General features: G+C 46.6%; 19 protein-coding genes. 9 read left to right on the top strand and 10 right to left on the bottom strand.

The annotated features are described in order from the left end of the window. Positions 1–62: 62 nt before the first annotated feature. The 3 genes from Q1A69_RS00720 to Q1A69_RS00710 all read right to left on the bottom strand — a co-directional run bounded on the left by Q1A69_RS00720 (position 63) and on the right by Q1A69_RS00710 (position 4132). Positions 63–3095: a DUF2339 domain-containing protein gene (locus Q1A69_RS00720; RefSeq protein WP_299579566.1), complete on the bottom strand. Its 3033-nt coding sequence runs from the start codon at positions 3093–3095 to the stop codon at positions 63–65. Between the two features lie 68 nt (positions 3096–3163). Then, positions 3164–3721: a DUF4166 domain-containing protein gene (locus Q1A69_RS00715; protein WP_299579563.1), complete on the bottom strand. Its 558-nt coding sequence runs from the start codon at positions 3719–3721 to the stop codon at positions 3164–3166. Between the two features lie 51 nt (positions 3722–3772). Further along, positions 3773–4132, bottom strand: coding sequence for a hypothetical protein (locus tag Q1A69_RS00710; protein WP_299579560.1), 360 nt, complete (start codon positions 4130–4132; stop codon positions 3773–3775). A gap of 421 nt (positions 4133–4553) precedes the next feature. Here Q1A69_RS00710 and Q1A69_RS00705 point away from each other — a divergent pair, with 421 nt between their 5' ends. From Q1A69_RS00705 to Q1A69_RS00695, 3 genes are all read left to right on the top strand, one after another. Further along, positions 4554–5186 (top strand): hypothetical protein, encoded by a 633-nt coding sequence (locus tag Q1A69_RS00705; RefSeq protein WP_299579557.1) that lies wholly within the window; start codon positions 4554–4556, stop codon positions 5184–5186. Between the two features lie 436 nt (positions 5187–5622). Next, on the top strand, positions 5623–6033 hold the full coding sequence (locus Q1A69_RS00700) for a thioredoxin family protein (RefSeq protein WP_299579554.1): 411 nt from the start codon (positions 5623–5625) through the stop codon (positions 6031–6033). Continuing rightward, positions 6026–6727, top strand: coding sequence for a cytochrome c biogenesis protein CcdA (locus Q1A69_RS00695; protein WP_299579551.1), 702 nt, complete (start codon positions 6026–6028; stop codon positions 6725–6727). Before Q1A69_RS00700 ends, Q1A69_RS00695 begins: the two co-directional genes overlap by 8 nt. A gap of 359 nt (positions 6728–7086) precedes the next feature. On the opposite strand, the gene Q1A69_RS00690 is transcribed toward Q1A69_RS00695, so the two are convergent. Next, positions 7087–8211 carry an alkene reductase gene (locus Q1A69_RS00690; RefSeq protein ID WP_299579548.1) on the bottom strand — a complete coding sequence of 375 codons (1125 nt, stop codon included), beginning with the start codon at positions 8209–8211 and terminating at the stop codon, positions 7087–7089. 147 nt (positions 8212–8358) lie between these two features. Here Q1A69_RS00690 and Q1A69_RS00685 point away from each other — a divergent pair, with 147 nt between their 5' ends. Next, positions 8359–9282 carry a LysR family transcriptional regulator gene (locus Q1A69_RS00685; RefSeq protein WP_299579545.1) on the top strand — a complete coding sequence of 308 codons (924 nt, stop codon included), beginning with the start codon at positions 8359–8361 and terminating at the stop codon, positions 9280–9282. 127 nt (positions 9283–9409) lie between these two features. Here Q1A69_RS00685 and Q1A69_RS00680 read toward each other — a convergent pair whose 3' ends face one another. Next, complete coding sequence (locus Q1A69_RS00680; protein ID WP_299579542.1) at positions 9410–11575, bottom strand: winged helix-turn-helix domain-containing protein; 2166 nt, start codon at positions 11573–11575, stop codon at positions 9410–9412. A gap of 220 nt (positions 11576–11795) precedes the next feature. Here Q1A69_RS00680 and Q1A69_RS00675 point away from each other — a divergent pair, with 220 nt between their 5' ends. Next, positions 11796–12641 carry an alpha/beta hydrolase-fold protein gene (locus Q1A69_RS00675; RefSeq protein WP_299579539.1) on the top strand — a complete coding sequence of 282 codons (846 nt, stop codon included), beginning with the start codon at positions 11796–11798 and terminating at the stop codon, positions 12639–12641. Between the two features lie 57 nt (positions 12642–12698). Continuing rightward, positions 12699–13901 carry a serine hydrolase gene (locus Q1A69_RS00670; protein WP_299579536.1) on the top strand — a complete coding sequence of 401 codons (1203 nt, stop codon included), beginning with the start codon at positions 12699–12701 and terminating at the stop codon, positions 13899–13901. 167 nt (positions 13902–14068) lie between these two features. Here the strand turns inward: Q1A69_RS00670 and csrA are convergent, their stop codons facing one another. From csrA to Q1A69_RS00645, 5 genes are all read right to left on the bottom strand, one after another. Beyond that, positions 14069–14281, bottom strand: a complete 213-nt coding sequence (gene csrA, locus Q1A69_RS00665) for a carbon storage regulator CsrA (RefSeq protein WP_299579533.1) — start codon at positions 14279–14281, stop codon at positions 14069–14071. A gap of 629 nt (positions 14282–14910) precedes the next feature. After that, positions 14911–15210 (bottom strand): hypothetical protein, encoded by a 300-nt coding sequence (locus tag Q1A69_RS00660; protein ID WP_299579530.1) that lies wholly within the window; start codon positions 15208–15210, stop codon positions 14911–14913. Between the two features lie 705 nt (positions 15211–15915). Then, positions 15916–16539: a hypothetical protein gene (locus Q1A69_RS00655; RefSeq protein WP_299579527.1), complete on the bottom strand. Its 624-nt coding sequence runs from the start codon at positions 16537–16539 to the stop codon at positions 15916–15918. Positions 16540–16909: 370 nt separating this feature from the next. Next, a complete protein-coding gene (locus Q1A69_RS00650) occupies positions 16910–17131 on the bottom strand; it encodes a hypothetical protein (RefSeq protein WP_299579524.1) in 222 nt (73 codons plus the stop codon). A gap of 447 nt (positions 17132–17578) precedes the next feature. After that, a complete protein-coding gene (locus tag Q1A69_RS00645) occupies positions 17579–18031 on the bottom strand; it encodes a nucleoside deaminase (protein ID WP_299579521.1) in 453 nt (150 codons plus the stop codon). A gap of 997 nt (positions 18032–19028) precedes the next feature. On the opposite strand from Q1A69_RS00645, the gene Q1A69_RS00640 reads away from it, so the two are divergent. The 3 genes from Q1A69_RS00640 to Q1A69_RS00630 are packed head-to-tail and all read left to right on the top strand — an operon-like array spanning position 19029 to position 20456. Continuing rightward, positions 19029–19184: a hypothetical protein gene (locus Q1A69_RS00640; RefSeq protein ID WP_299579518.1), complete on the top strand. Its 156-nt coding sequence runs from the start codon at positions 19029–19031 to the stop codon at positions 19182–19184. A 35-nt stretch (positions 19185–19219) separates the two neighbouring features. Then, entirely contained in the window at positions 19220–19522 is a 303-nt protein-coding gene (locus tag Q1A69_RS00635) for a helix-turn-helix transcriptional regulator (RefSeq protein ID WP_299579515.1), read from the top strand. Beyond that, positions 19497–20456: a reverse transcriptase family protein gene (locus tag Q1A69_RS00630; RefSeq protein ID WP_299579513.1), complete on the top strand. Its 960-nt coding sequence runs from the start codon at positions 19497–19499 to the stop codon at positions 20454–20456. Before Q1A69_RS00635 ends, Q1A69_RS00630 begins: the two co-directional genes overlap by 26 nt. The last annotated feature ends 1212 nt before the right edge of the window (positions 20457–21668 follow it).

Below are 21668 nucleotides of genomic sequence, written 5' to 3'. Positions count from 1 at the left end.
GGTAAGCAATCGGAAGCCTGTTGATACCAAACTTCCGATATGCGTATCGGTTAACAGTCCGCTTATTGAGGCAGACTGCTCCGGGACAAAAATTTCTGATACTGAAACGCTGCCCCCAGCATACACAGCCCCACCAACATACAAACGACAATTTTCTGTATCAGTGAGAAGTCCTGCATATCCCACAGTACGATCTTCAGCGCGGCCATAGCAAATAAAAGCAGTGAGAGCTTCAACAGTTTTTGGGTGTCGGGTTTCAGCGTCTGGAACAGCAGCAGCGTCGCATGCACCACCAGGGCAAAAGATATTGCCGGTAGCCACATGGTTTCGAGTAACTGTGCCAGTAGGGCGATATACACCGGGATGGCTGTCAGGTGCAGCACCCACAGATTGAACAGTCTACGACCCGGCCATACGGCTCGACTGGCGAAGAAACGCCGGTAAACCAATAGCGTAGCAATCCCCAGGGCAGTCAGGTTATATAGTCCCAGTAGCGGCGCCTTGCTGGAATTGGTAACTACTGCAACAACTTGTAATAAGGTAATAAACTCAAATAGGCGCAAGCTCAGCATGTAAAACGGCATTAGCTGGTTGCGCAGCGGTGCCAGCTTGGGTTTAAAGATATACAGGCTGGCGAAGTACAGTTGGCTCAACAATAGGGCCAGGCCAAAGTCTCGGCTCAGGGCGTAGCTTATAATAAACAACGTTGCCGCGAGATAGTAAAAGGCCAATGGGAAAATTGGCTTGAGTGCCTGGTGTAGAGCCAACTGCCAATCTGGGCCAAGGGGCTTTTGCTGTAACCCTCGACCAATCCACAAGAACCCTGCCAGAGTTATGAGTCCCAAAAGTAGCCCACTCATGGCCATTCCCTGCCAGTTCTCAAACTCTCGCAGTGCACAGCCAAATAGGGCCACAAGGCTTGCGCCCGCAACCAAAATACGCAGCTCCTGTTTCAATAATGCCAGCCGTAGGTGTGAGTAGAGGAGTAGGGCGATAGCACAGGATAGCCACATGGCGATGGGAAAGTAATCGCTGGCTTTATGGAGTACCGTGGGAAGGAAAAATACTGGTAACAACGCATAAAACAGCTTACGTAAATTGAGAGCCAGGGTAAAGCCGTGGGATTGCATTTCCAGGCGTTGGTAAAGCGCTGCCAGCAGCCACAGGCTGAGGAAGGCTTCTATACCGGCAATTTTTCCATAAGGTATTTGATCGTAGAAATGGAAGTTACCCACAATTGACGCACTCGCCAGCAGCGGGATAAACAGCAGCAGGTAATGGCTGAGCCCCAGCCATTCGCTAAATACTGAGCCATTACGCTGGCCGCGCCAGATAAAAAAGCCCATTGGGAATAGGGCAAGTAACCACATGCCCTGGGGCCAGAAAATTCCGATGGACAACAGAAAGCTGGCCGATAAAAACAGCCCAAAAGCGTCATCCGCGAGAGCGGCTACATCGCGCTCCTTTGGAGTAATTTGGTCGGCACAATGGCGCAACAGGTGGGTGAGTCCAAAGGCAGCCGCACAGAGTGCCAGCCAGTTTCCCCAGCCCGCGTCCGCATTTAACGACAGCAGCACTGGAGCGGGCGCAACTCCGCTCGCAACCCAGGCGATCGCTTGCCAAAGCATGGTTAGGCCAGCGATCGCGAGGGCAATGTAACCTTCGCTGCGCACACTGATAAAGCCAAAGCGCGCACCAAGAAAAATCAGGAGTAGCCCTTCAAGGCACCAAACGACGCCCAGTAAAGCCGGGCCGCATAGTGCCAAGATTGCCAGACCCGCCAGTAATCCACCGTGCAACAAGGCCATATTTTGCACTACTCGTGCAGAATCACTGGTGGTGCTGTAACCAAATAGCCGGCGAGAATAGAGCGCGAGGGCGATCCAGGGCAGAAGATTAAGCAGCCATACAACGCCCACGGCCGTAGTGCTTGGGGCCAAGGACCAGCTGATGTGAATAAACAACACCAGGTTCGCGGCAATAATGACTAAACGCCTCGGCTCCAAGCCCTTGGACTCTATTTCCTCAGTGCTTATCCATCGCAAGGCGTAGTGAGCAAAGCCATAAAAGAAGCCATGTAATATGAGTAATGGCCCCCAGGTAGCAGCTGTCTCATCCAGGTTTGAGATTGAATACTCAAACATACCGGCGCTCAGAGCCATGGTTACCATCGCAAGTTGCGGCCAGCGTATTTGCCTGGACAGGTGCAGCATGGCGAGAGCGAGTGCCAATAGATAGCTGAGATAGATAACCGCCGAGGGGTCGAAATGATTGGCAATCAAAGGCATGGTGGCCCCCCCCAGGAGGGTCACCATGGACACTACTCGCGTTTGAAACAACAGGGCGAGTAAATACGATAGGCCTGTCGTTACCACCAATAGGCCAACCCCAACTGGAATGGGTACCAGCTGATAGTAGGGCCCGGCAAAGTATCCACACAGGTAGAGAAGAATCACCCCAAGCGCAATCAGTCCGGAACCGTAGTCCGCCATATGCGGTATACGCCGGCTAAAAGTCACACCGCCAAAGGTGGTTGCCGCGGCAATCAAAAAGCCCAGGGTAACTTTCCCGGCCGGGCCGAGGTAGGCATTGAAAGAGAGCTGCAACAGGTAAGCAAAGCCAAACACCAGGGCCAGGATACCGGCTGCCGTCATAAAGAATACCGGCGCCTTGCCCTGGCGTTGGTAGTGGCGATAAAAGCCGGCAAGGGGTTCCCAGGCCCGATTGAGAGGTTCCAACGCCGGTGCCAACAGGCTTGTCAGTCCCTCTTGCAGCCATTCGGTGGATACCGGTGGTCTATCGGTTTTTTTGGATGTGGAGTGGACTTGGGAGGGGGTTAGCTGGGGCGGTGCGGCTGCTGTGGATATGGCCGCGGGCTGGATTTGTTCTGATGTCCCAGGAGTTTCAGGGGGCTTACCCATCAGCAGCGTCAGCTCATCTTCCAGTTCTACTACTGCTACAGGCTGTTCTACTTGCCTCCGCTGCAGTTGCGTTTCAAGGGCGGACAGCCTTCGCTCAAAGGTCTCTAAGCGGCGCTGATTGTCCCGCTCAAGCAGGGCGAGTTCCGCGCGTAGCGATAGCAGTTCACTTTCCATAACTTGCTCTTATCGTTTTCATTGAGGCTGTCCTGTGTCTATTCACACAGCAAGTGAGCACTTACAACTCAGGCCTGCTCGGCGTATTCCAGCAGTTTGCCCGAATAACCAAAAGCAAAACCCAGCACGGGCAGAGCCATTTTCACTTCAAACTGGTAAAGCGCGTCGATGATCGCTTTCCCCGCTGAAACTTTAGGCATCAATATCGTGGGAATAGGAAGCTGAAAAATAGACACAGATTGCTGCAGCCACTGCCAGTTGCCTCCCTCTATTGAAACACCAAGTTGGATATTGACCGGTCCGCTGGACTCAATCCAATAGCCGCCTTGTCTAAAGGTTTTTACCGGTTGGAATTCCGACGTCATGGTATGGCCATTGGCAAAGGTGCGCGACCAGAATAGTGTTTCCAGGGAGTGACGAATCTCTACGGAAAAAGGGACCTTGCCTGCTTGAGAGGGGATTCCCAGCTTACCGGCAATTCGACGTCCAATCAGACCAGAAATGCCGGTACCAAACGTGATATCCACTTTGCCGTAGAGACGTCCACCCTGTGTGTGCAGTCGCCGCAAGAGAGGGTTTAACTTATCAAAGTCTTCCCCAAACCAATGGGCGACCGCGTTTTTCACTGGGTATCCCCCAAAGGAATCACAGGCGTTTTGGTTGGTAAGGCATCACGTTTACGCCTTGGGGCGTACAAGCGCCTGCATTGCGCAGTAAATGGTTTTATCACCGTCTTGAAGTAGAACTTCTGAAGACTCAGAAATCACTTGGGACACCATTAGATCAGACACACTAACCACCTCCATCAGTTCCTGCTTACAGCCAGCAATATTGGCGGCATTGGAGATGGTGGGGTCGTAACTGGTTTTGTGTGAGTAGCTTCTCTCTTCTTCGCCCCGGCGGTTGCGTTGAATACTCTGGTAGGCGTCTTTGCCCGCGTCCACGGTATCCCCGATAACCCGGCCCGGCTTAACTTCCAGTTGCATACAGGAAGTGGTGACAAGGGCAAATGCAATAATGGTAAAAATCTTGGGCATCTTTTCTTCTAGCTGTAAAAGTTGTATGAATTTAACCCTAAAAATAGCGATGCTTTTTAAGGAAGGTTACTTCCCAAGCTTTGCAATTTGATCGTTGCTCAGAAGTTGCCTGAGTTTATCCGGGTTAATTTTGTAGGATCTTATGTAGATTCTTTTTGAAGTCAATCGATTATCAAAATCGACCTGTCTGCTTTTTATTCAACATGCCTGTTTAGTATTCAGTTGAATACAGTTTTAACTGCTCGTTCAGCAAGAGAATCGAGAATCACAAGATTAATGTAACTCATTGAAAATAATGAACTTTTTGATTTTTTGATGGGTGCGTTAAAAGTTAATACCCCTCCATTAAAGATCCGTAGCCTAAAAGGGTTCGGTGTCTGCTATAACCAGACTCATTGTGGCTAAATGTTAGGGCCCTTTTATGCACCATGTAGACACTGGAACTATTGCAGTCAGGCATCGCCGCTTGCAGCGACTTGAGAACTTTATTGATGTCGCTTACGCCCTTCTCTTTGTCAACTTCGTTTTATATCTTCCTTCGGGGGAAGATATGGCTTGGACCAAGCTTGAGTTTGGGCTTCTGAGCCTTTTACTGGAACATTCCGAGGAAGTTTTCCGTCTATTTATTGCTGTTGGGTTAACGCTGGTACAGTGGAATCTGACGCATAAATTACTTGGGCCCGTTGAGCAGTCCAACAATGCGCATACGGCCCTGGTGTTATTGCAGCAAGTTGTTGTTTGTTTTTATCTCTATTTTGCGATTAGTGACCCTAAGTTAGTCAGTATTTCGTCCACCGCTGGGCAGAGTATATGCCTTGCGCTATCTGGCTTTATTGGGCTCGCAGGTTGGCAGTATGCTCGCAAGAGGGGATTCGCCAATGCTTCCTTGACTCGTAAAGAAAAAGATAACGTATTCAAGACCGCCACCACAGAACCTATTGTCGCGCTACTTACTATTGGGCTTGCCTTCATCGGTCCTGTAGTTTGGTCTATGGGCTGGCTGGTTATTCCACTGATATTGGTCGTCATACATAAAAAGATTGGAAAGAAATAAAAAAGCATTCATACGGTGTTGTATACCCATCGTTCAATTATTTTTGGGTAGGCTATTGGATTAGATTGGCTGGGCTCTGGGCTCTGGGCTCTGGGCTCTGGGTTTATGGCTAGCGGCAAAGCCAGGAATCTTTACGGTTCCACCGGCGAACCAGCAACAACCTTCAGAATGAAATAGATTTCTTTTGTTTGATCTTCTTGTTCACTCAGGCTTCTGGTTTCTTATTAATCCTAAATTGGCTTGGGTATAGCTTAGGGTAATAATCCAGCCAGAGTAGATGTGTAAGACGTGAACATAACCATCCAGGGAGTATCCTATAAGAAATTATTCTCCTGAGAGTGTAATGATTTTCGGCTTATTCCGACTAAGGTTGTCAATGCACCCAATTTTACCTTTCCACTGGGGTGTGCATTTTTATACTGAGGATATGATTAGCATGAACGTTCTCCACTTACTCCTACGCTCCCTGTTTGTAACTTCCCTTCTTCTGATCGTGCCCCATGTATCAGCTGGAGAGCCCTTCTCTAAAGAGCGTTTTATGGAGTTGCAGGCTGCCAAGCAACCGGTATTGATTGATGTGCGGGCTGATTGGTGCCCTACCTGTAAGAAGCAGGGGAAGATTCTTGCACAGTTCCAGAAGGACAACCCCCAATGTGGCCTGACAATTCTAAATGTGGATTTCGACCAACAAAAAAAGTGGGTCAAGCATTTCCGCGCGCCCCGGCAGTCGACCCTACTGCTCTACCGTGGGGAAGAGCAGGTCTGGTTTAGTGTTGCCGAAACACGCGCCGATGTGATCCGTCAGAATATCTTTGATTCCGTGAAGGCGTGTAGCGAAAATGCTTGAACTCGGTGCTATCCCCCTAGCGCTAATTGCAGGCACGCTCAGTATTCTCTCGCCCTGCGTTTGGCCACTGGTGCCAATGGTTGTCGGTGCTTCCAGCAGTGCTGGGCGCTGGGGGCCTTATGCGCTGGCCACCGGGCTCAGCCTGTCATTCGCCCTGGCAGGCACGGTACTGAGTTTCTTGCTGATCTCTTTGGGGTTGGACCCTGAGCTCTTCCGCTATATTGCAGCGATCCTGCTTGTCGCTGTTGCCCTTGTGCTATTGATAAAGCCGCTTTCCAACTGGTTGACACTGCGTCTATCAAAAATCACCGCAGGGGCGGGAATTACCGGTGATGGTGCCTGGGCAGGGCAGTTTGGTATCGGCTTCCTCACCGGAATCATCTGGTTGCCCTGTGTAGGCCCCACCCTGGGTGCGGCTATTGCGCTGGCCTCTATGGGCCAGCAGTTGGGCCAGTCATTTATGGTGATGTTCGCTTTCGGACTGGGCACTGGCGCAGCGCTCCTGGTGGCAGGAGGGTTGTCACGGAAAATCTACAGTCGCCTGTCGCCCTCCGTTGGAGCTTTTGCCATTGGAGGCAAAACGGCGCTCGGCATTATCCTTTTGCTGCTCGGTATTATGGTACTGAGTGGGTTCGATAAGGTTCTGGAGACCTGGGCGTTGAATTGGATTCCTGAATGGAGTCTCAACTTTTGACGGTACCCTGTCCTAACTCAGCGAGTGTTATAGCGGAATTGACTCACTAAGGAACGGAGTGTCCTTTAAACGCAGGAATAAGCTGTAGCCCAAAGCCGCTGAAGGAAATCTTGCAGCGCTCGAAGGGAGTGTAAATTAGCGTAAGAGTTTGAGAAAAAGCCCCAGCAAGCTGTATTTACTGGGGCTTTTTTTATCTTCCAGAAAGCAATATGGACATTGCAACTGGTCGTGTGATTTTATGATTGGGTGTTTAAGGTCTTTTTAATTTCCCGTTATTGGCCGGGAGAGGTTCAGATTTGATTGCACAGAACCAGTTTTTTAATCGGTATTCTGTCAACTCAAATTTGAACCACTGCAGCTTACGGCTGATAAGGGGGGTAATCGGTGTAGCCCTTGTCGGTACCGCCATACATGGTATTCGGATCAACCGGATTGAGTGGCCACTCATTGCGGATACGTTCAGGAAGATCCGGGTTGGCAATAAATGGGCGACCAAAGCCAAAGATATCCCCGTTACCTGCCTGCATTACGCGCAAGGCTTTTTCCGGAGAATATTTGCCCGCGTACATAATGCGCCCGCTAAAAGTTTCGCGCACTTCTTGATAGAAGTTCTCGGGAAGATCTGGAGCCTGATCCCAATCCGCCTCCGCCAGTGATAGATAGGCAATACCCGCATCGCTTAGCAGCTTGATGGCTTCGATATAAGTTGTGTGTGGATCGCTTTCGACCAGTCCAAGATAGACACGGTCCTCATCGGTACTTTCAAATAGCGGAGCAAAACGAACACCCAGTCGATCGCTACCGACTTCTTCTGATACCGCCGCAACAATTTCTTTGAGAAAGCGCAATCGGTTCTCCAGGCTGCCGCCGTACTCATCGTCGCGCTGATTGGTATGCTCGGAAATAAACTGGTTCACCAAGTAACCGTTGGCACAGTGCAGCTCAACGCCGTCGAAACCGGCGTCCAAGGCATTACGCGCTGCCTGAGCATAGAGCTGAACCAGTGCTTTAACTTCCTCTGTCGTCAGCGCGCGAGGCTCACTGGGGTCAGCTAAAGCGCCTTCTCCTGGCCCTGTCTCGATAAATACCTTAACCGCATCTGCACGGATTGCAGACGGTGCTACCGGTGCCTCGCCGCCTGGCTGTAGTGAGGTGTGGGATACACGCCCTACATGCCAAAGTTGAGCAAAGATGATACCGCCTCGGTCGTGCACGGCCTTAGTGACTTTTTTCCAGCCCTCGACCTGCTGCTGCGAATAGATACCGGGCGTCCAAGCGTAGCCCTGGCCCCTGGGTTCGATTTGCGTGCCCTCTGTGACCATAAAGCCAGCACCCGCGCGCTGGGCGTAGTAGTTGGCCATCAGGTCATTGGCAATATTACCGGGCTGGGAACTACGCGAGCGGGTCAGCGGTGGCAGAACAATACGGTTTTTCAGGGTATAAGGGCCCAGGTTGATCTCACTGAATAGTGACTCGTTTTTCATAATGACCTTCCTGTTAAAAACTGATTGCAGCGAGTATTTAAAAAAGACAGAGATAAGCAACAACAACGATAAGGGCTACTGAATAGCCCCAGCCAAATTTGATGGTGCCTTGCGATGGTGGGAATAATAGAGAGGCAAGGATACAATTTGAAACAACTGCTCCTTGTCTTGGTTACAATTATGAATGGTATAAGCCGGCTGGACCTCAAACAGCTACGTATTCTGGAAGCGCTACTGCAAGAGAGAAATCTGTCGCGAGTCGCCGAAAAGGTGGGGCTGACTCAACAAGCGATCAGTGAACAACTGCGTAAGTTGAGAGAAGTATTTGATGATCGGCTGTTTATTCGGCAAGGGAACGGCATGGTACCCACCCCCGTTGCTGAACAGCTGGGCGGCAGGATCAGCAGCATACTGAAGGATATAGAGTCTTTACTAACCCCAATAACGTTTGATCCGGCAACCTATAAAGGCATTTTTAGTATTAGCGCTACGGATTACGCCATTCAATCGGTATTACCCCAGCTTCTGGAGGTTGTGTGTCAATCGGCACCGGAACTGAAAGTGATCGTCAGGGATTTTGAAACGGATAACCTGAATCAGTTGATGGTCGCTGGCGAGATTGATTTAGCGCTCACCTTCCCGGACTTCATCCCCGATAACTTGCCATACAAACTATTATTTGAAGAGCAACATGTCTGTATTGCCGGAAAAAAATCCCCTTTGAAGGGTAAGTCATTAACTTTGGCTGACGTAGCCGAACTTCCTCAATTGATTATTTCGCCTTCTCGGGCAAACCTGAGGGGCTCTCACGATGAATGGTTTGCGATGCAAGGGCTGAAACGGAATATTGTTATGTCTGTACCTTGCTTTTCAGCCGCACCAGATATTATTGCCGCAACCGACACAATAGCTTTTTACCCCTCAAGATTACTGCCCAATAAAAAAGTGATTCCTCTCAACCTGGAAACCCAAACACCAAAATTTGAAGTTATTGTCGCCTGGCATAGTCGATCGAATCACAGCCCGCTTCATATGTGGGTAGTTGAACAGCTTATGAAACTTTTTAAGTAGCTATTTGATTTCTTTAATGAGCTATAGAGGTATACATGAGGGTGGTATTTTGAATTGAATCGTGGCGGGGCAATAAGATGGTTTATAAATAACCATCTTATTTTTGAAAATAAAATAGGCTGTATCCCTACTCCCGTAAGAATAACTCAGCCACTTCTTTTTTAGCGGCAACAACATAGGTAATCATTAGGTTTTCCTGATTAATATCAGTCAAGTAATCGATATCCCTATGCACTTCTCTCAAGACAGAAAAGTTGCCAGTGCTGAGATCGTATGACCACAATTGATTATCCCGATTGATGGAGTAAATCATATTCTCTTTGATTACAAACCTTTTCTCACTGCCCTGATGAACCAGCGCTTCGATTAGCTGGTCTTCCGCAGGGCCGGGCTGCCAGAAGCGGTTCATATGATCCATATAGATCAGCCGTCCATCTTCGCTTCGTTGGGCCCAGTGAACTTGGGTATCGTCGATAATGCTAATTTCAAGATTATCCAAGTTTACTTCTGCAAACTTTGTAACGCCTTTAACCGTTAAAGTTAACAGTGCGAGGTTACTCACACTATCCCACTGGAAAAGTCGGTCAACTGGGTGCGCTAGTGAGAAAGCTTCTCTGCTACCGTCTAGGGAGATTTTAGAAAGTACCTGATTGGCGCTCACCAGTATGCTTTGGCCGTCGGCAGACCAGCTTATACCGTAGATATTGGTATCCATGGGGAAGCGGGTGAGTTGCTGTAAATCACTGCCATCAGCTATCCATACCTGGTCCTCACCAGAGCGCCTGGATGTAAATGCAATCAAATTACCATTGGGTTGGAAAATGCCATCATCTTCTCCCAAAATCGATCGTGTTGTGCTTGGGTAGAGTTCTCTAACATCCTCCTCCGAAGGCGTATTGATTGATTCAGGCTGGTTAAGCGGTATTGATGCAATATCACTATCGTATCGGCCCTTAATGAGAAGTGCCCTCTGCCCATTGGGGTGGAAATCAGGTGTGCTGGCAGATTGATCCAAAGGCAAATCAAGCTTACTGACCTTTCCATCATAAGTAAGAGAGAAAAGTCGTCGCCCTGTGCTAAAGATTAACGCATCTTTAAGCGGCGAAAAGTTAGGGGATAGAGTCCTGCGCTGAGGGATTTCATCCGGATAGTCGATCGGGTGGCTGGATAAAAGCGCTCCCTTGGAATCCAGTATATCGATATAAAGCTGGCCATCTTGGTGATGACTGGTTACAGCTATTAATCCATCTGTGATTGAGTAATCAAAGTAGGCCAGGTTTCCATTTTCCAGGTCATAAAGAACCCGACTGGTATTATCCCTGACTGAATAGTTGATCAACCGCCAACGGTTAGACTCTTTATGCAAAATAGCGAGATCATTGTTATTTAACCATACCGGGTTCTTAATGGCCGAGTTCTTACAGCGCATTAATACAGTTGGCTTCTGTGGGCTGACTAATGCCTTTTGAAAATCCAGGCTTACCAGGTTGTAACAGGTATTTTGGGTTAGCGGTATGGTGCAGTCTTCTTCGGAAATAAATACCAGTTTCTTGCCGTCTGGTGATAGTGTATGGCGGCCATAAGTGCCCCATTCTGGAGTTAACTCCGTTTCCTTCTGGGTATGAATATTCCTGGCCCAGATTTTATTAACGCAGAGCTTATCTAAATAACGATTAAAAATAATATATTCACCGTCAGGTGAATAAGAGGGGCTGAACTCTTTGCGGTCAGTTGCGGTGACTGCCTGTAATCGATCAAATACAAGCTGAGAATTTTGTTCGGGTGGAGAGTGTCTAAATACAACAAATACTAATAATACCAACCCGACAAGCGCAAAGATTGGAAATCGATTTGGTTTGATCGTCTGGGTTTGGTGGTTCGGATTAACCGGTTTTATCTCTATTTCATGCTTAGGGGAAGTGGGGGAGGGGGGGGCCTCTTTCGGTACTGTATTATCCTGCGGAATAGAATCACCGTCTTGCCAAACAATATCGCATTCCAGGCTATAACCCTGTTTGGCGTGGGTTCTAATATAAGACTGCTGTTTTCGATCCTCGCCAAGGGCTTTTCTAAGTTGCGCAATACTTCTTTGCAGCGTATTGGGTGTGACTATTGTATCGGGCCAGACCTCAGATAGTAGCTCATCCTGGCTCACTACTTTTCGCTGATGTTTTGCCAAGTGGGTTAAGACGGCAAGGGCTTTTGGCGGGATGATTTGTGATTGCTCATGGCGCGTGATCTGGTTTCTGGATAAATCAATAAAGAAGTCACCCAACCAATATTGTAAAGCCATTGATGTATCTACCTGAGCAAAATTTGAGCTGTATTTTTGCCGTCGATACTAGCACATACCCTGATTACAGCTAAAGTGTGCCTTGTAACTCATTGATAAGTAAGTATTTTATTCTGACAGCATAAAATCATCCAAAAATCAGGAGCACTTCAGGTGTTTCACTGGCTCCTTGTTTAGATTGAGCGCTTCTCCGGTCACATGTAACGGTATAAATACTGATATGAAAAAGCGTTTACTCGTCGCCCTCCTTTTGTTCTTACCATTAACGGCCCTTAAAGCAGGCGAGCATAAGGCCCTGGAGTTATCCACGGTCCAAGTGATCCCCATTCAGGACTCCAGCAATAACAGAGAATACGAGCTGTTTATCAAGCTGCCTGAGAAATATGCGGAGAGTGATACTAAAAAGCATCCGGTTATTTACTATACAGATGCTTTATGGGCAGTTGAAATACTATCTGCCACTACTGAATACGCACTGGAAGATGCAATCTTGGTGGGTATTGGTTGGCAAAAAGATACGCCAGCTGATGAAAATGAATGGTCGAGTCGATATCGAGACTTTAAGCCAACGCTACCCTCAGATAATAAAGATAAAAAAACCTATAAAGGAGAGGCCCATCAGTATCTCGCTTTTATAAGAAATGACGTTATAAAGTATATCGAAAGTAATTACCGCGCAAATCCAGATAACCGCACCTATTTCGGTTACTCATTCGGGGGGCTTTTTGGTGTCTATACCTTAATAAGTCAACCGAATACTTTTCAAAACTATATTATCGGTAGCCCATCAAGATTGATAAGCACTTATATGGATTCTCTTCTTGAATCAAAATCTAACAAACCATTGATGGATCTGTCCAAAAAAACCAATGTATTTATTGCTTACGGCGCATTAGAGAAGGAGCTCGGCGCTACGGTAGAAAGGTTCGTTAGTGAGTTAAAGGACCAAAAATTGGCTAATTTAACTCTGGAGCCGGCGGTTATCGAATCGGCGAATCACACTACCGCATTCCCAAAGACATCCGTTCGCAGTATCTATTGGCTTGCCGAAAAGCTAAGAGATTAAACGACAATATATCGCACCATATTTATAAATATTTAAAAATTAACTTTAGGATATAAGATGATTATTAAGAAGCTAATCGCAATCGGCTTAATGTGCGGCATAAGTGCTTCGGTAAGCGCAGGAGGCTTGCAGGCACCAGAAATTAATATTGCCGACTATGGTAGTGACCTCACAGGCCAGGAGAGATCAATACCAAAGCTTAAAAAAGCATTTATTGATACAGCCCCAGCGGATAGAAAAGATGGTATTCCTGTTGGTGAGATAGAGGCAGTCAAAGAGAGCTTGCAACAGTTGGCTCAGGAAATAGCAGACAATCAACATACACCTTACGATAGCTTACTAATTGCCCAAAACAACAAACTGGTTTTTGAATCCTACTATTCCCTTGGCCGTGTCAATTTTCCTCACCCACAAGCCTCTGCCAGCAAGGCCTATACAGCCCTGGCGATAGGGCGGGCGATACAGTTAGGTTATTTGACCATGGAAGACCTAGATAAGCCTGTCACTTCCCTCCTGAAAGGATTGGATAGGAAGCAACTTGTTAAAGGCGCAGACCTTGTCACACTGAATCATGCCATGAGCATGCAGTCGGGAATCCGTATTGCAGAGGAAAAACTCGATGCCCTACTGGAAAACAAAGAGCAGTTAACCGGGAAAAAGCTGGCTCAAATCTATCTAAGTCACAGTAAGCCGATCACTTCTGCTTCGCAGACTTATTTATATCAAGGCTCAGACCCAATGATTGCAATGCTGGTTCTGGATGCTGTAGTTCCCGGCACCGCGAGTGACTTTATTAAAGAAGAGCTGCTGGAGAAGATGGGGATAGATATCTATCACTGGAAGGAAGCTGTTAGTGGGGTGCCCCAGGCAGGATCAAGAGCCATGATGACATCGCGCAGTATGGTTAAGTGGGGCACTTTGGTACTTAATAAGGGAAAAAGGAACGGCCACCAGTTAATACCGGAGGCGTATATTGCCAAGGCTACTGGTAAAGTGGCTGTTCCCACAGATGATGAGTTTGACTATACCAATTTTTCATACGGCTACTTCTTCTGGCGAACGCCTCTGAAGGTTGGCGACAAGAAATATATCGCAAAGTTTGGTTGGGGCGGTGGCGGCCAGTATGTGATCTCCATTGAAGATCTTGATTTGGTGATTGCGATCACCGGCCACAGAGATGATGACAAAACCCTGGGCTTGATAGAGCAACGTATTTTGCCGGCTTTTGTATCTTCTGCATTAAGTGGTACAACTGGCTGAGTTTCTACAATAATTGATCTTACCCCGATACTGTAGAAATTTTTTGTTGGGTATCTAGGGCTTCTGGAATAAGGAAGCCCTAAATATTGGACAGATTGTTCGATAACAGCAGGGTTACGGTTGTTCTAGCCCTTGGAGCAGTAGGGCCAAAGCAGGATTGTTAGGGCTCATTCTACTAGGAGAGTCTGCTTTTTATCCCCCCAGTTATCTTGCCCTTGTTGTTTTTTAATTCTTCTATAAATTTCTTCGCGGTGAACTGGTAAGGACTTGGGAGCGATGATACCCACCCGTACCTGATTACCTTTAACCTCCAATATTGTGATTGAGACGTTTTCCCCAATCCTGAGGTTCTCGCCTGTACGGCGGTTTAAAATCAACATATTGGTTTCCTAATGAGACGCAGAGCAATGGCAATCCTTCCATTACGGGAAGGCCAGGAAAGTAATATCGGTTGCAGATAGGGGGAGGGGCGCGAGAACGGTAGGCGTAAAAGAAGAAAAGGCGGGCGCTAGACTCCCGGTGCTTGGGGAATCGTCTCAGGCTGCTAAAGGTGCAACCTTTTATTGAAGACGAGCGGGTTTCTAGCGTACCATTCATGGAGCCACTTTGATAACGTCGATATCAATTTGGTTAGCTGGCCCCGGGTGTTGCCGCACCTTGGGTCAGCGCCTTTTACTTACTCTTACGTCACACTACCGTTCTCCTTTGGGAATGGGTCTTTTAGAAAATTCTCGGTGTTCTTGTTTTATCTTGGGCTGTTCGCTTGTAGAAGCCGGTTTAATCAGTGCCCAAAATCCCAGTAAATATCTTTCGATTCTACGCAGCTTTGACGCTGAAGAAAACTTAATAAAATCTAATAAGATTATTTGTGCGCCTATATTTTTATGTGTACTTACCGCGAAGAAATACAGATTTATAAGGGGGCGAGAAGCTTTCATTTCTCTAGCGCAGAATTTAAATGAAGTTTTGGAGTCTTATAAGAGTTGCAGTTTTCAAAGCAACCAGCTTTTTAAGGTTGCGAAATATCTTTTAAGGGTTTGGCTTTGCGCGTTTTAATTGTAATTGTCTCGCTACTGCTTATAACCCTTTTGATAAAGGTAAAGGTGTCCGCCTGAAGTTTTGTATCGCTTTTCTGGGCAGTATTCTGAGCGCCCATTACAGGATAGTTCTGAATTCTGACTAGGCTTTTAATCATGGCTAAGAAGAACCTGTAGAGGCGAGAAGCTTCCTCTGTATAGAGGTATATATCCACGTTAAAAATATCCAATGTCAATTTTTCTTGTAGTGTTTCAGCAGAAAACAGAGCCATGATTTTCTCCGCTAGGTAGCGATATTCGATCACTCTGGCATTTCGACTACCTTAATCCACCGGCCAATAAATTTGTGCTAGAGGCAACAGTTCCTGGCCTTTCAGCCCCTTACTAGGTGGACTTTGGAGAAATAGAAATTCCTTATAATTTGAAAAAAATATAAAAGGCCAGTCTCACGGTTGGCCTCTCTCGCAATAGATATCATTCAGATAGCGCATGAACCAACTATTATCGGTAAGTCGTGCTTTCCAAATTTTTGCTACCTTTGTGAGTTGGGCAAGTTCGGCGTGATCTAGGGCTTTATCACTGTTAAAACACTAAGATAAAGCTGAGCCTCGGCATAATCAATACTAACAAGACCCCACTTCGACCCCAGTCATCCGTCTGTTGCTGGTGTATAAACAGAACAATATAGTGTGGCGTAGGATGCTTTATCTTCTGTGGGTGTCCCGTTACGCCTTTTATGTGCGTTAGTTCAATCGGGAGTATCGGTGCTCGGGAGCTTTGTGGTGGGGCGCTGCAAATCCTGTCAGCTTCAATCTAGCGAGAAACAGTTTGCCCCGCGGGTAACGGAAATGTTGCTGGGCAGCGTGCGTATGGCCTAACCATAAATGTGGGTATTCCCAACACAATATTGATCTGTCCCCACTTATTTAGAAGGCTCCGACAGGCATTGAGCCTGCCGGATGAAAAACGTACAGCGCCTAGCGAGGTGGTAGAAAGGATATACTGCCAGTCGGTGCTTTAGTACCGACGTACAACGCATATAACCGAATGTACATGGTAATTATGAAAAGTAAACCTGGCGCTGTATGAGTGGGATTGGGTATTTGACTAAATGGCATGATTTCTTCTTGAAGAGTCACCGCGTGCTGTGGATTGGAGTCGTGTATTTTTAACAGCTTCATGGATTTCGTAAGCAAATCATCGTACGCCTTGACTTCATTCGCTAGATTATCCCAGAGTTCCCCTGCTCCCTTGCCTTCCCATGGATACTTATTAAACTCCGCCACAAGTAGACCATGAATCTCTCCGCATTTTTTTGCTAAGTACTCTTCAAGTCCGAGGAGTTTCACAGACTGGTCGCTCTTGGATTGGCCGATTTGATATTGGCCTTGTTTATTAGCGCCTTTCGACATCATTTTACTAAGGTAATCTACCTCATGTTTTTTAGATTTTAGTTTGTTTCCGATTCTGTTGAGGCTTTCCAAGCTCTTATTCATAGCCTTATACCAGGTCGGATCACTTTTCCTATCCTTAATCGCTATCAGAGCCCTGTCAACCAGTATGCTTATAGTTTTCTTGGTTAAAAATTCGTTAGTAGACATATCTTTTTATCCTCGTAAGTCCATTTAAGAATGTGTTCTACCTCTCTGATTTGAGATACATGTGCCACATTCAATTTTTTACCTTGATGAAAACGCGAATTTTAAATCAAATCTGCCGAGTGTCTTGGCCTAATAGAGTACAGGCCATTGCACGGAAGCCGTTGGCGGTTATGGTTTCATTGTCATAGCCCAGTGACCTGAGCGGAGTCCTCACACTGTTATCAGGCAGTGGACAGCTCTGGCTCCGAGCTGATGGGAAAATATATTTGTAATGGCTTGTTAGCGGCTCCAGTTCTTGCAGTAAGGCTAGAGCCTGTTCAGCAAGAGGAATAATGTTGCAGGCTCATTTTCATTTTTTCTCTGGGCAGTTTTATGTGCTTGGCATCCCCTGGTATTCTTCCATGGCAGTGAGTAGGCGCCAAACTTCAGCAGGGTCTGTAATTACTGCCAGGTGCTTTTTCTTGGCGGGGGTGAGTGCGCCGGTCAGGTCTGCGGTGGGGGCACGGTCGTCCCTTCCAGTATTTGTAGAATCATTATGTACGATGGCGCATGATACAGCTATCAGCTCCCCTTTCAGATCTGCCAGTAACAAAACCCCCGTAATACAATCGGGCACCCAGAGTTAAAAGTATTAGAAGCAGAGCTAGGCTCCAGGCTTTTCCATGCAAAGATGATGTTATCCGTTATTGATGGGGTGTATAACAAATTTCATTAATAGTTTATGGGGGCTAGCTTTTTAGTCTATAAATCGGACTGAAACTTCGGTCTAGGCTCGTTATGTACCTCACGTATCCTTAGACTAGGGCCCACATCTGGAGGCTATTGCAGCCTTCATTGATTGAGCCCGCTTGGAGGTTGTCAGGCTGACTAGTAGTGTGTCAGATTGATGCTGAGTAGGGGGGCGTGTAGCTTCTCAAACACAATTGAATTCTTGAAAGCCACAGTGTAAACATCAAATGAATCCATGAAATGTCAATCTTTTCTAATAGTGTGGTTTATAGGCTGGCCACTATAAAGACACTTTGCAGTAGATGGTTTCTTACTCGCCAATATCTTCATTCCAGATTTCAGGAAATTCCTGAATAAATTGATTCATAAGGTCAACACACTCAGAGTTATTTATGACGGTCAGGAATACACCTTCAGACCTGAGCAATGATTCATCGCCCTGGAAAGTTTTGTTTTCACCGATAACAATATTTTTAATGCCGTATAGGCGAATGGTTCCGCTACACATTGAGCAGGGTGATAGCGTTGTATAAAGTGTGCATTGTTGGTAATCGGCAGCGCGCAACCTTCCTGTGTTTTCCAGTGCATCCATTTCAGCATGCTTGATCACACTATTCTGTTGGATACGCTGATTGTGACCCCTGCCGATAATTTCACCATTGCGCACTATTACGCAACCGGTGGGGACACCTCCTGTCGCTAAACCCTTGTGCGCTTCCTCAATAGCTGCACGCATAAAAGTTTCATGCTTGGATTCACTCATTGGAACCCTTTATTTAAGTTTTTGTGGATACTTGAAGTATAGATAGAATGTAGAGTATCTATTGTGACCTCCCCCTTCCCCAGAGTCACAGTCAAAAACAAGGCTGATAGGTTTTAGGAAGAGTTATGGGGGGATAGGTTTTGCAGTCATATGAAAGCGGGGGAGTATGGCCATTGAGTGATGGCATACCTCCGGTTCGCTTGGTGACTGAATTGGGTAATACGACATCAGGGCTTTCGGTCTAGCTTTATGTCTGTATTTTCTGAGACATTGTTTATTCACCGCTGCAAAAAGATTCTAGCTTCGCAGTCACGGCCAAGTAGTAACTACAACATCAATGAAAAATGCTTGGTGGGGTTTGGCTCAAAGGATGGATACTTTTCTGCGGATATGAGCAGGGATAGAAAAAAGGCCAACCTTGCGGTTGGCCTTTTTCAATTTGGTGGAGATGGCGGGAGTTGAAAAGTTGCACTAACTGATTGATTTTATTTGGATATTTTTTTCATTTTCTCCAAAACCCGTCACGAAACCCGTCCACGCTAGCTATGTGTTCGTTACCGGAGTGGGTTGACTTTCTTTATGCTCGGGCTGGTTCGAGCAGGAGGCAACCTGTTGATATTGTTGGGCGTGTAGGTGTGAAAATTGCCTTTATACCCGTAAATTAATGCGCCTGCTCGGGCAAAAAAACAAGGTTCGCTATTTGCGAACTTTGTTAAATGTGGTAATGTGGCACAGCTTTTTGAGAATTGAGAGAGCTTCGCCTTAGATGTAACTAAGTAGCCAAACTGGCTGCTTGTGGAGATAGCAATATCTCTGCCCTGTTCTCCCGCACAAGCCTGGGCCCGTGGGTTTACCAAGCGATGATGCGAGGAGAGCACGCAGTGGTGGCGAGCCACTGCGTGCGAAAGCGAGGGGCACGACCGTTTAACTCTCATCCTCCATGTTGTGGCGAGCCTGTCAGCAATTCCGCTACGGGTGACAAGGAGGAAGCATCCTAATGCTGGAAAAATCACTCAAAAGTAAACGGTCGGCACCGGAGGACGGTACCAAGACCGACAAGAAGAAAAAACGTTGGAAGTGGATCAAGCTGGTAATTATAGCTTGCCGGTTCGCTTATAAGGTTCTGGAATTCTTGTTCGGGGGCGGCGCCTAAGTTCGGTGTTCCCTCGTATTTTTTAGGATATTTTTATGATTCATAGAGCTCTTAAGTTAATTAGACAATTTCATTCAGTTAAGCAGGCAGAATTGGCAGAAAAGTTTGGGATGTCAAAGTCCTACCTGTCAGAAATTGAGTCTGGGAAAAAAACGGTCAGTTTTGAGCTGTTAGAAAAGTATTCGGAAGAATTTGAAATAAGCACTTCGTCTTTGGTGTTTTTTTCTGAGTCAGTTTCTAATAAAAATACAATTCCAGAAAAATTTAAACAGTTTTCTTCTGGGAAAATACTTGACCTAATGGAGTGGTTTGTTGCAAAAGACCGAGCGACCCAATAATGAGAAAAAAAGACTAAAAATTCATGCAAAGGGTAAGGCTTATTTGATACAGGACTCTCCTTTTTTTCGATTGAAGTCTAAGAAAAAGTTGGCTGAGCTTCTTTGTGGCAATTTGCCAGATATCATTGCTCTTACCTCAGATGAAAATTATCGAGTCTTTAATGACAGTTCCTCGGGTAAACCTCGAGAGATCCAGCAGCCGCGACTTCAGCTAGATATTATTCATACTCGAATAGCTAGTCTTCTGTGCCGTGTGCAGCCGCCTGGGTATCTATATTCAGGGGTGAAAGGCCGCACTTACGTCTCTAATGCTCAAGCCCACCTCGGTGACCACCGTGTATTGACAACGGATATCCGTTCTTTTTTTACCTCGACTAAGCAGCAAGCTATTTTTCGTTTTTTTCACCGAAAAATGGAGTGCTCGCCGGATGTCGCAGAACTTATATCTCGCATTGCGACTTACAATGGACATGTTCCCACGGGTTCCAGGTTAAGTCTTCCTGTTGCGTTTTGGGCCAACTTTGAAATGTTCGAAGCTCTTAATAGGCTCTCTGAAAAGCGGTCAATAAAAATGACTGTCTTTGTTGATGATTTGACTTTTTCAGGGAGTGTCGGGAAACAGTTCGCGGCCTTGGTTTCTAGGGTGGTGGCCTCACATGGGCATGTGGTACACGATGGCAAAACTCGTCTTTATTCCGCCGACGCTGTTAAAGTTGTCACGGGAGTAGCTGTTTCTGGTGATGAAATAAAGGTCAGAAATAAGCAGCTTAAAAGTATTTATCAAGATCTGGTGCAATGGCTCCTCTCAAAAGACAAGTTGCAGCTAGATTCACTAAATAATCGTTTGCTTGGACGCTTAAACGCTCAAGGACAAGTGGACTTTCGATTTCGTGACAAAGCAAGAACGTTTCGGCGTGAAATATTGCAAAGGTAGTTTAGTTGTTCACCCCGAGTCTGAAAGCAGATTGACCACTGAGCCTCTGTCCGGGGTGACAGAGTCTCTCGAGACTTCCCGGCCACTTCGCAGATTCACTTAGTAGGGACTTTAGCAGTACCAAAATCCGCTTCTTGCGACCATCGGCAGGCCGATAAAGTGGTTCAAATGGAGTGATATGGACTGAAACTAATCCGGTTCGTTCCTTATTGAGGATATCTGGGGAAAGCCGGTCTGGGTATTGGATATGTACCGCAAGACTGTAGTTGTCTAGCTTTGCCCCGAGGTCATATGAACCATATCCTTCATAATTTCCGATTTAAGTGTCTCGAGCCGCAGTTACAAATTTTTTTCGATACTTACGCTGATGCTTGCCAATACGCTCTTCAACAGGGGAGATGCAGCTCAATCGCCTGCAACAGCGCACTTAATTAGTTACAGCCGGTAGCAGTTATATAGCGAAAGTTCATAGCTTTTAACCGGTTTGAGTTCGGTGTTTGGATCATATGCAAAGTGCCATACTTTCTTTTTCCCGTGGCGAGCAATAACTTCCTCGCCGGCATGGTGGACAGCGGCAATTGCACTGTTACCACTTAGTACATCAAATACTTCGACTAGGTTGTCGCTTGCGTCTAGGGTGAATGGAATTAGGGTTTCTGGTAAGGCTTAGCTCCATTTGAGGGGGCTTAATCCAGCCAGAATAAATAGGGTGAAGCGAAGCTCTGTAGAATCGTTCTACATAACCCATTTATGTGGTATCGGTTGGTCATTCAACTCAAAACTTGTCGCTAGACATTCTCTACATTGCTCTATTTTCATAGTATTTTTTGATGGATGATGAAGTTCTGGTTTTATCAATGACCAACAACCAACCTCCTCAAAAATTACTTCGTAAATAGCGAGGCGTCGCGCTGCTGCGGACCCGTACGAGTAAAGGTGTGGGAAGGACCCGCACAGATTGATGTGTAATTGTCTCTGAGAGACAGAGTGCCCTCCTCTGTTGTTGAGTATGCCTCTTTTGGAAAACATCTGGACTGTATTCGTGCGAACTCACTCATCAGATAAATAAACCGTTGGTACATGGTATATATCTAAAAAGCTGTCCGTGTGACGGCCTAGGGAAACACCATAAAAACACCATATAGGGCCGCACTACGGACTAGAAGGGAATTTAATATTACATTCGTAGGGCCGCCGGGCGGCCTAAATTGG

Origin of the sequence: uncultured Microbulbifer sp. (assembly GCF_947498635.1) — a bacterium.
GTDB lineage: Bacteria > Pseudomonadota > Gammaproteobacteria > Pseudomonadales > Cellvibrionaceae > Microbulbifer > Microbulbifer echini.
Note: the sequence above shows the minus strand (reverse complement) of the source record. Positions and strands in the feature narration are given on the sequence as shown.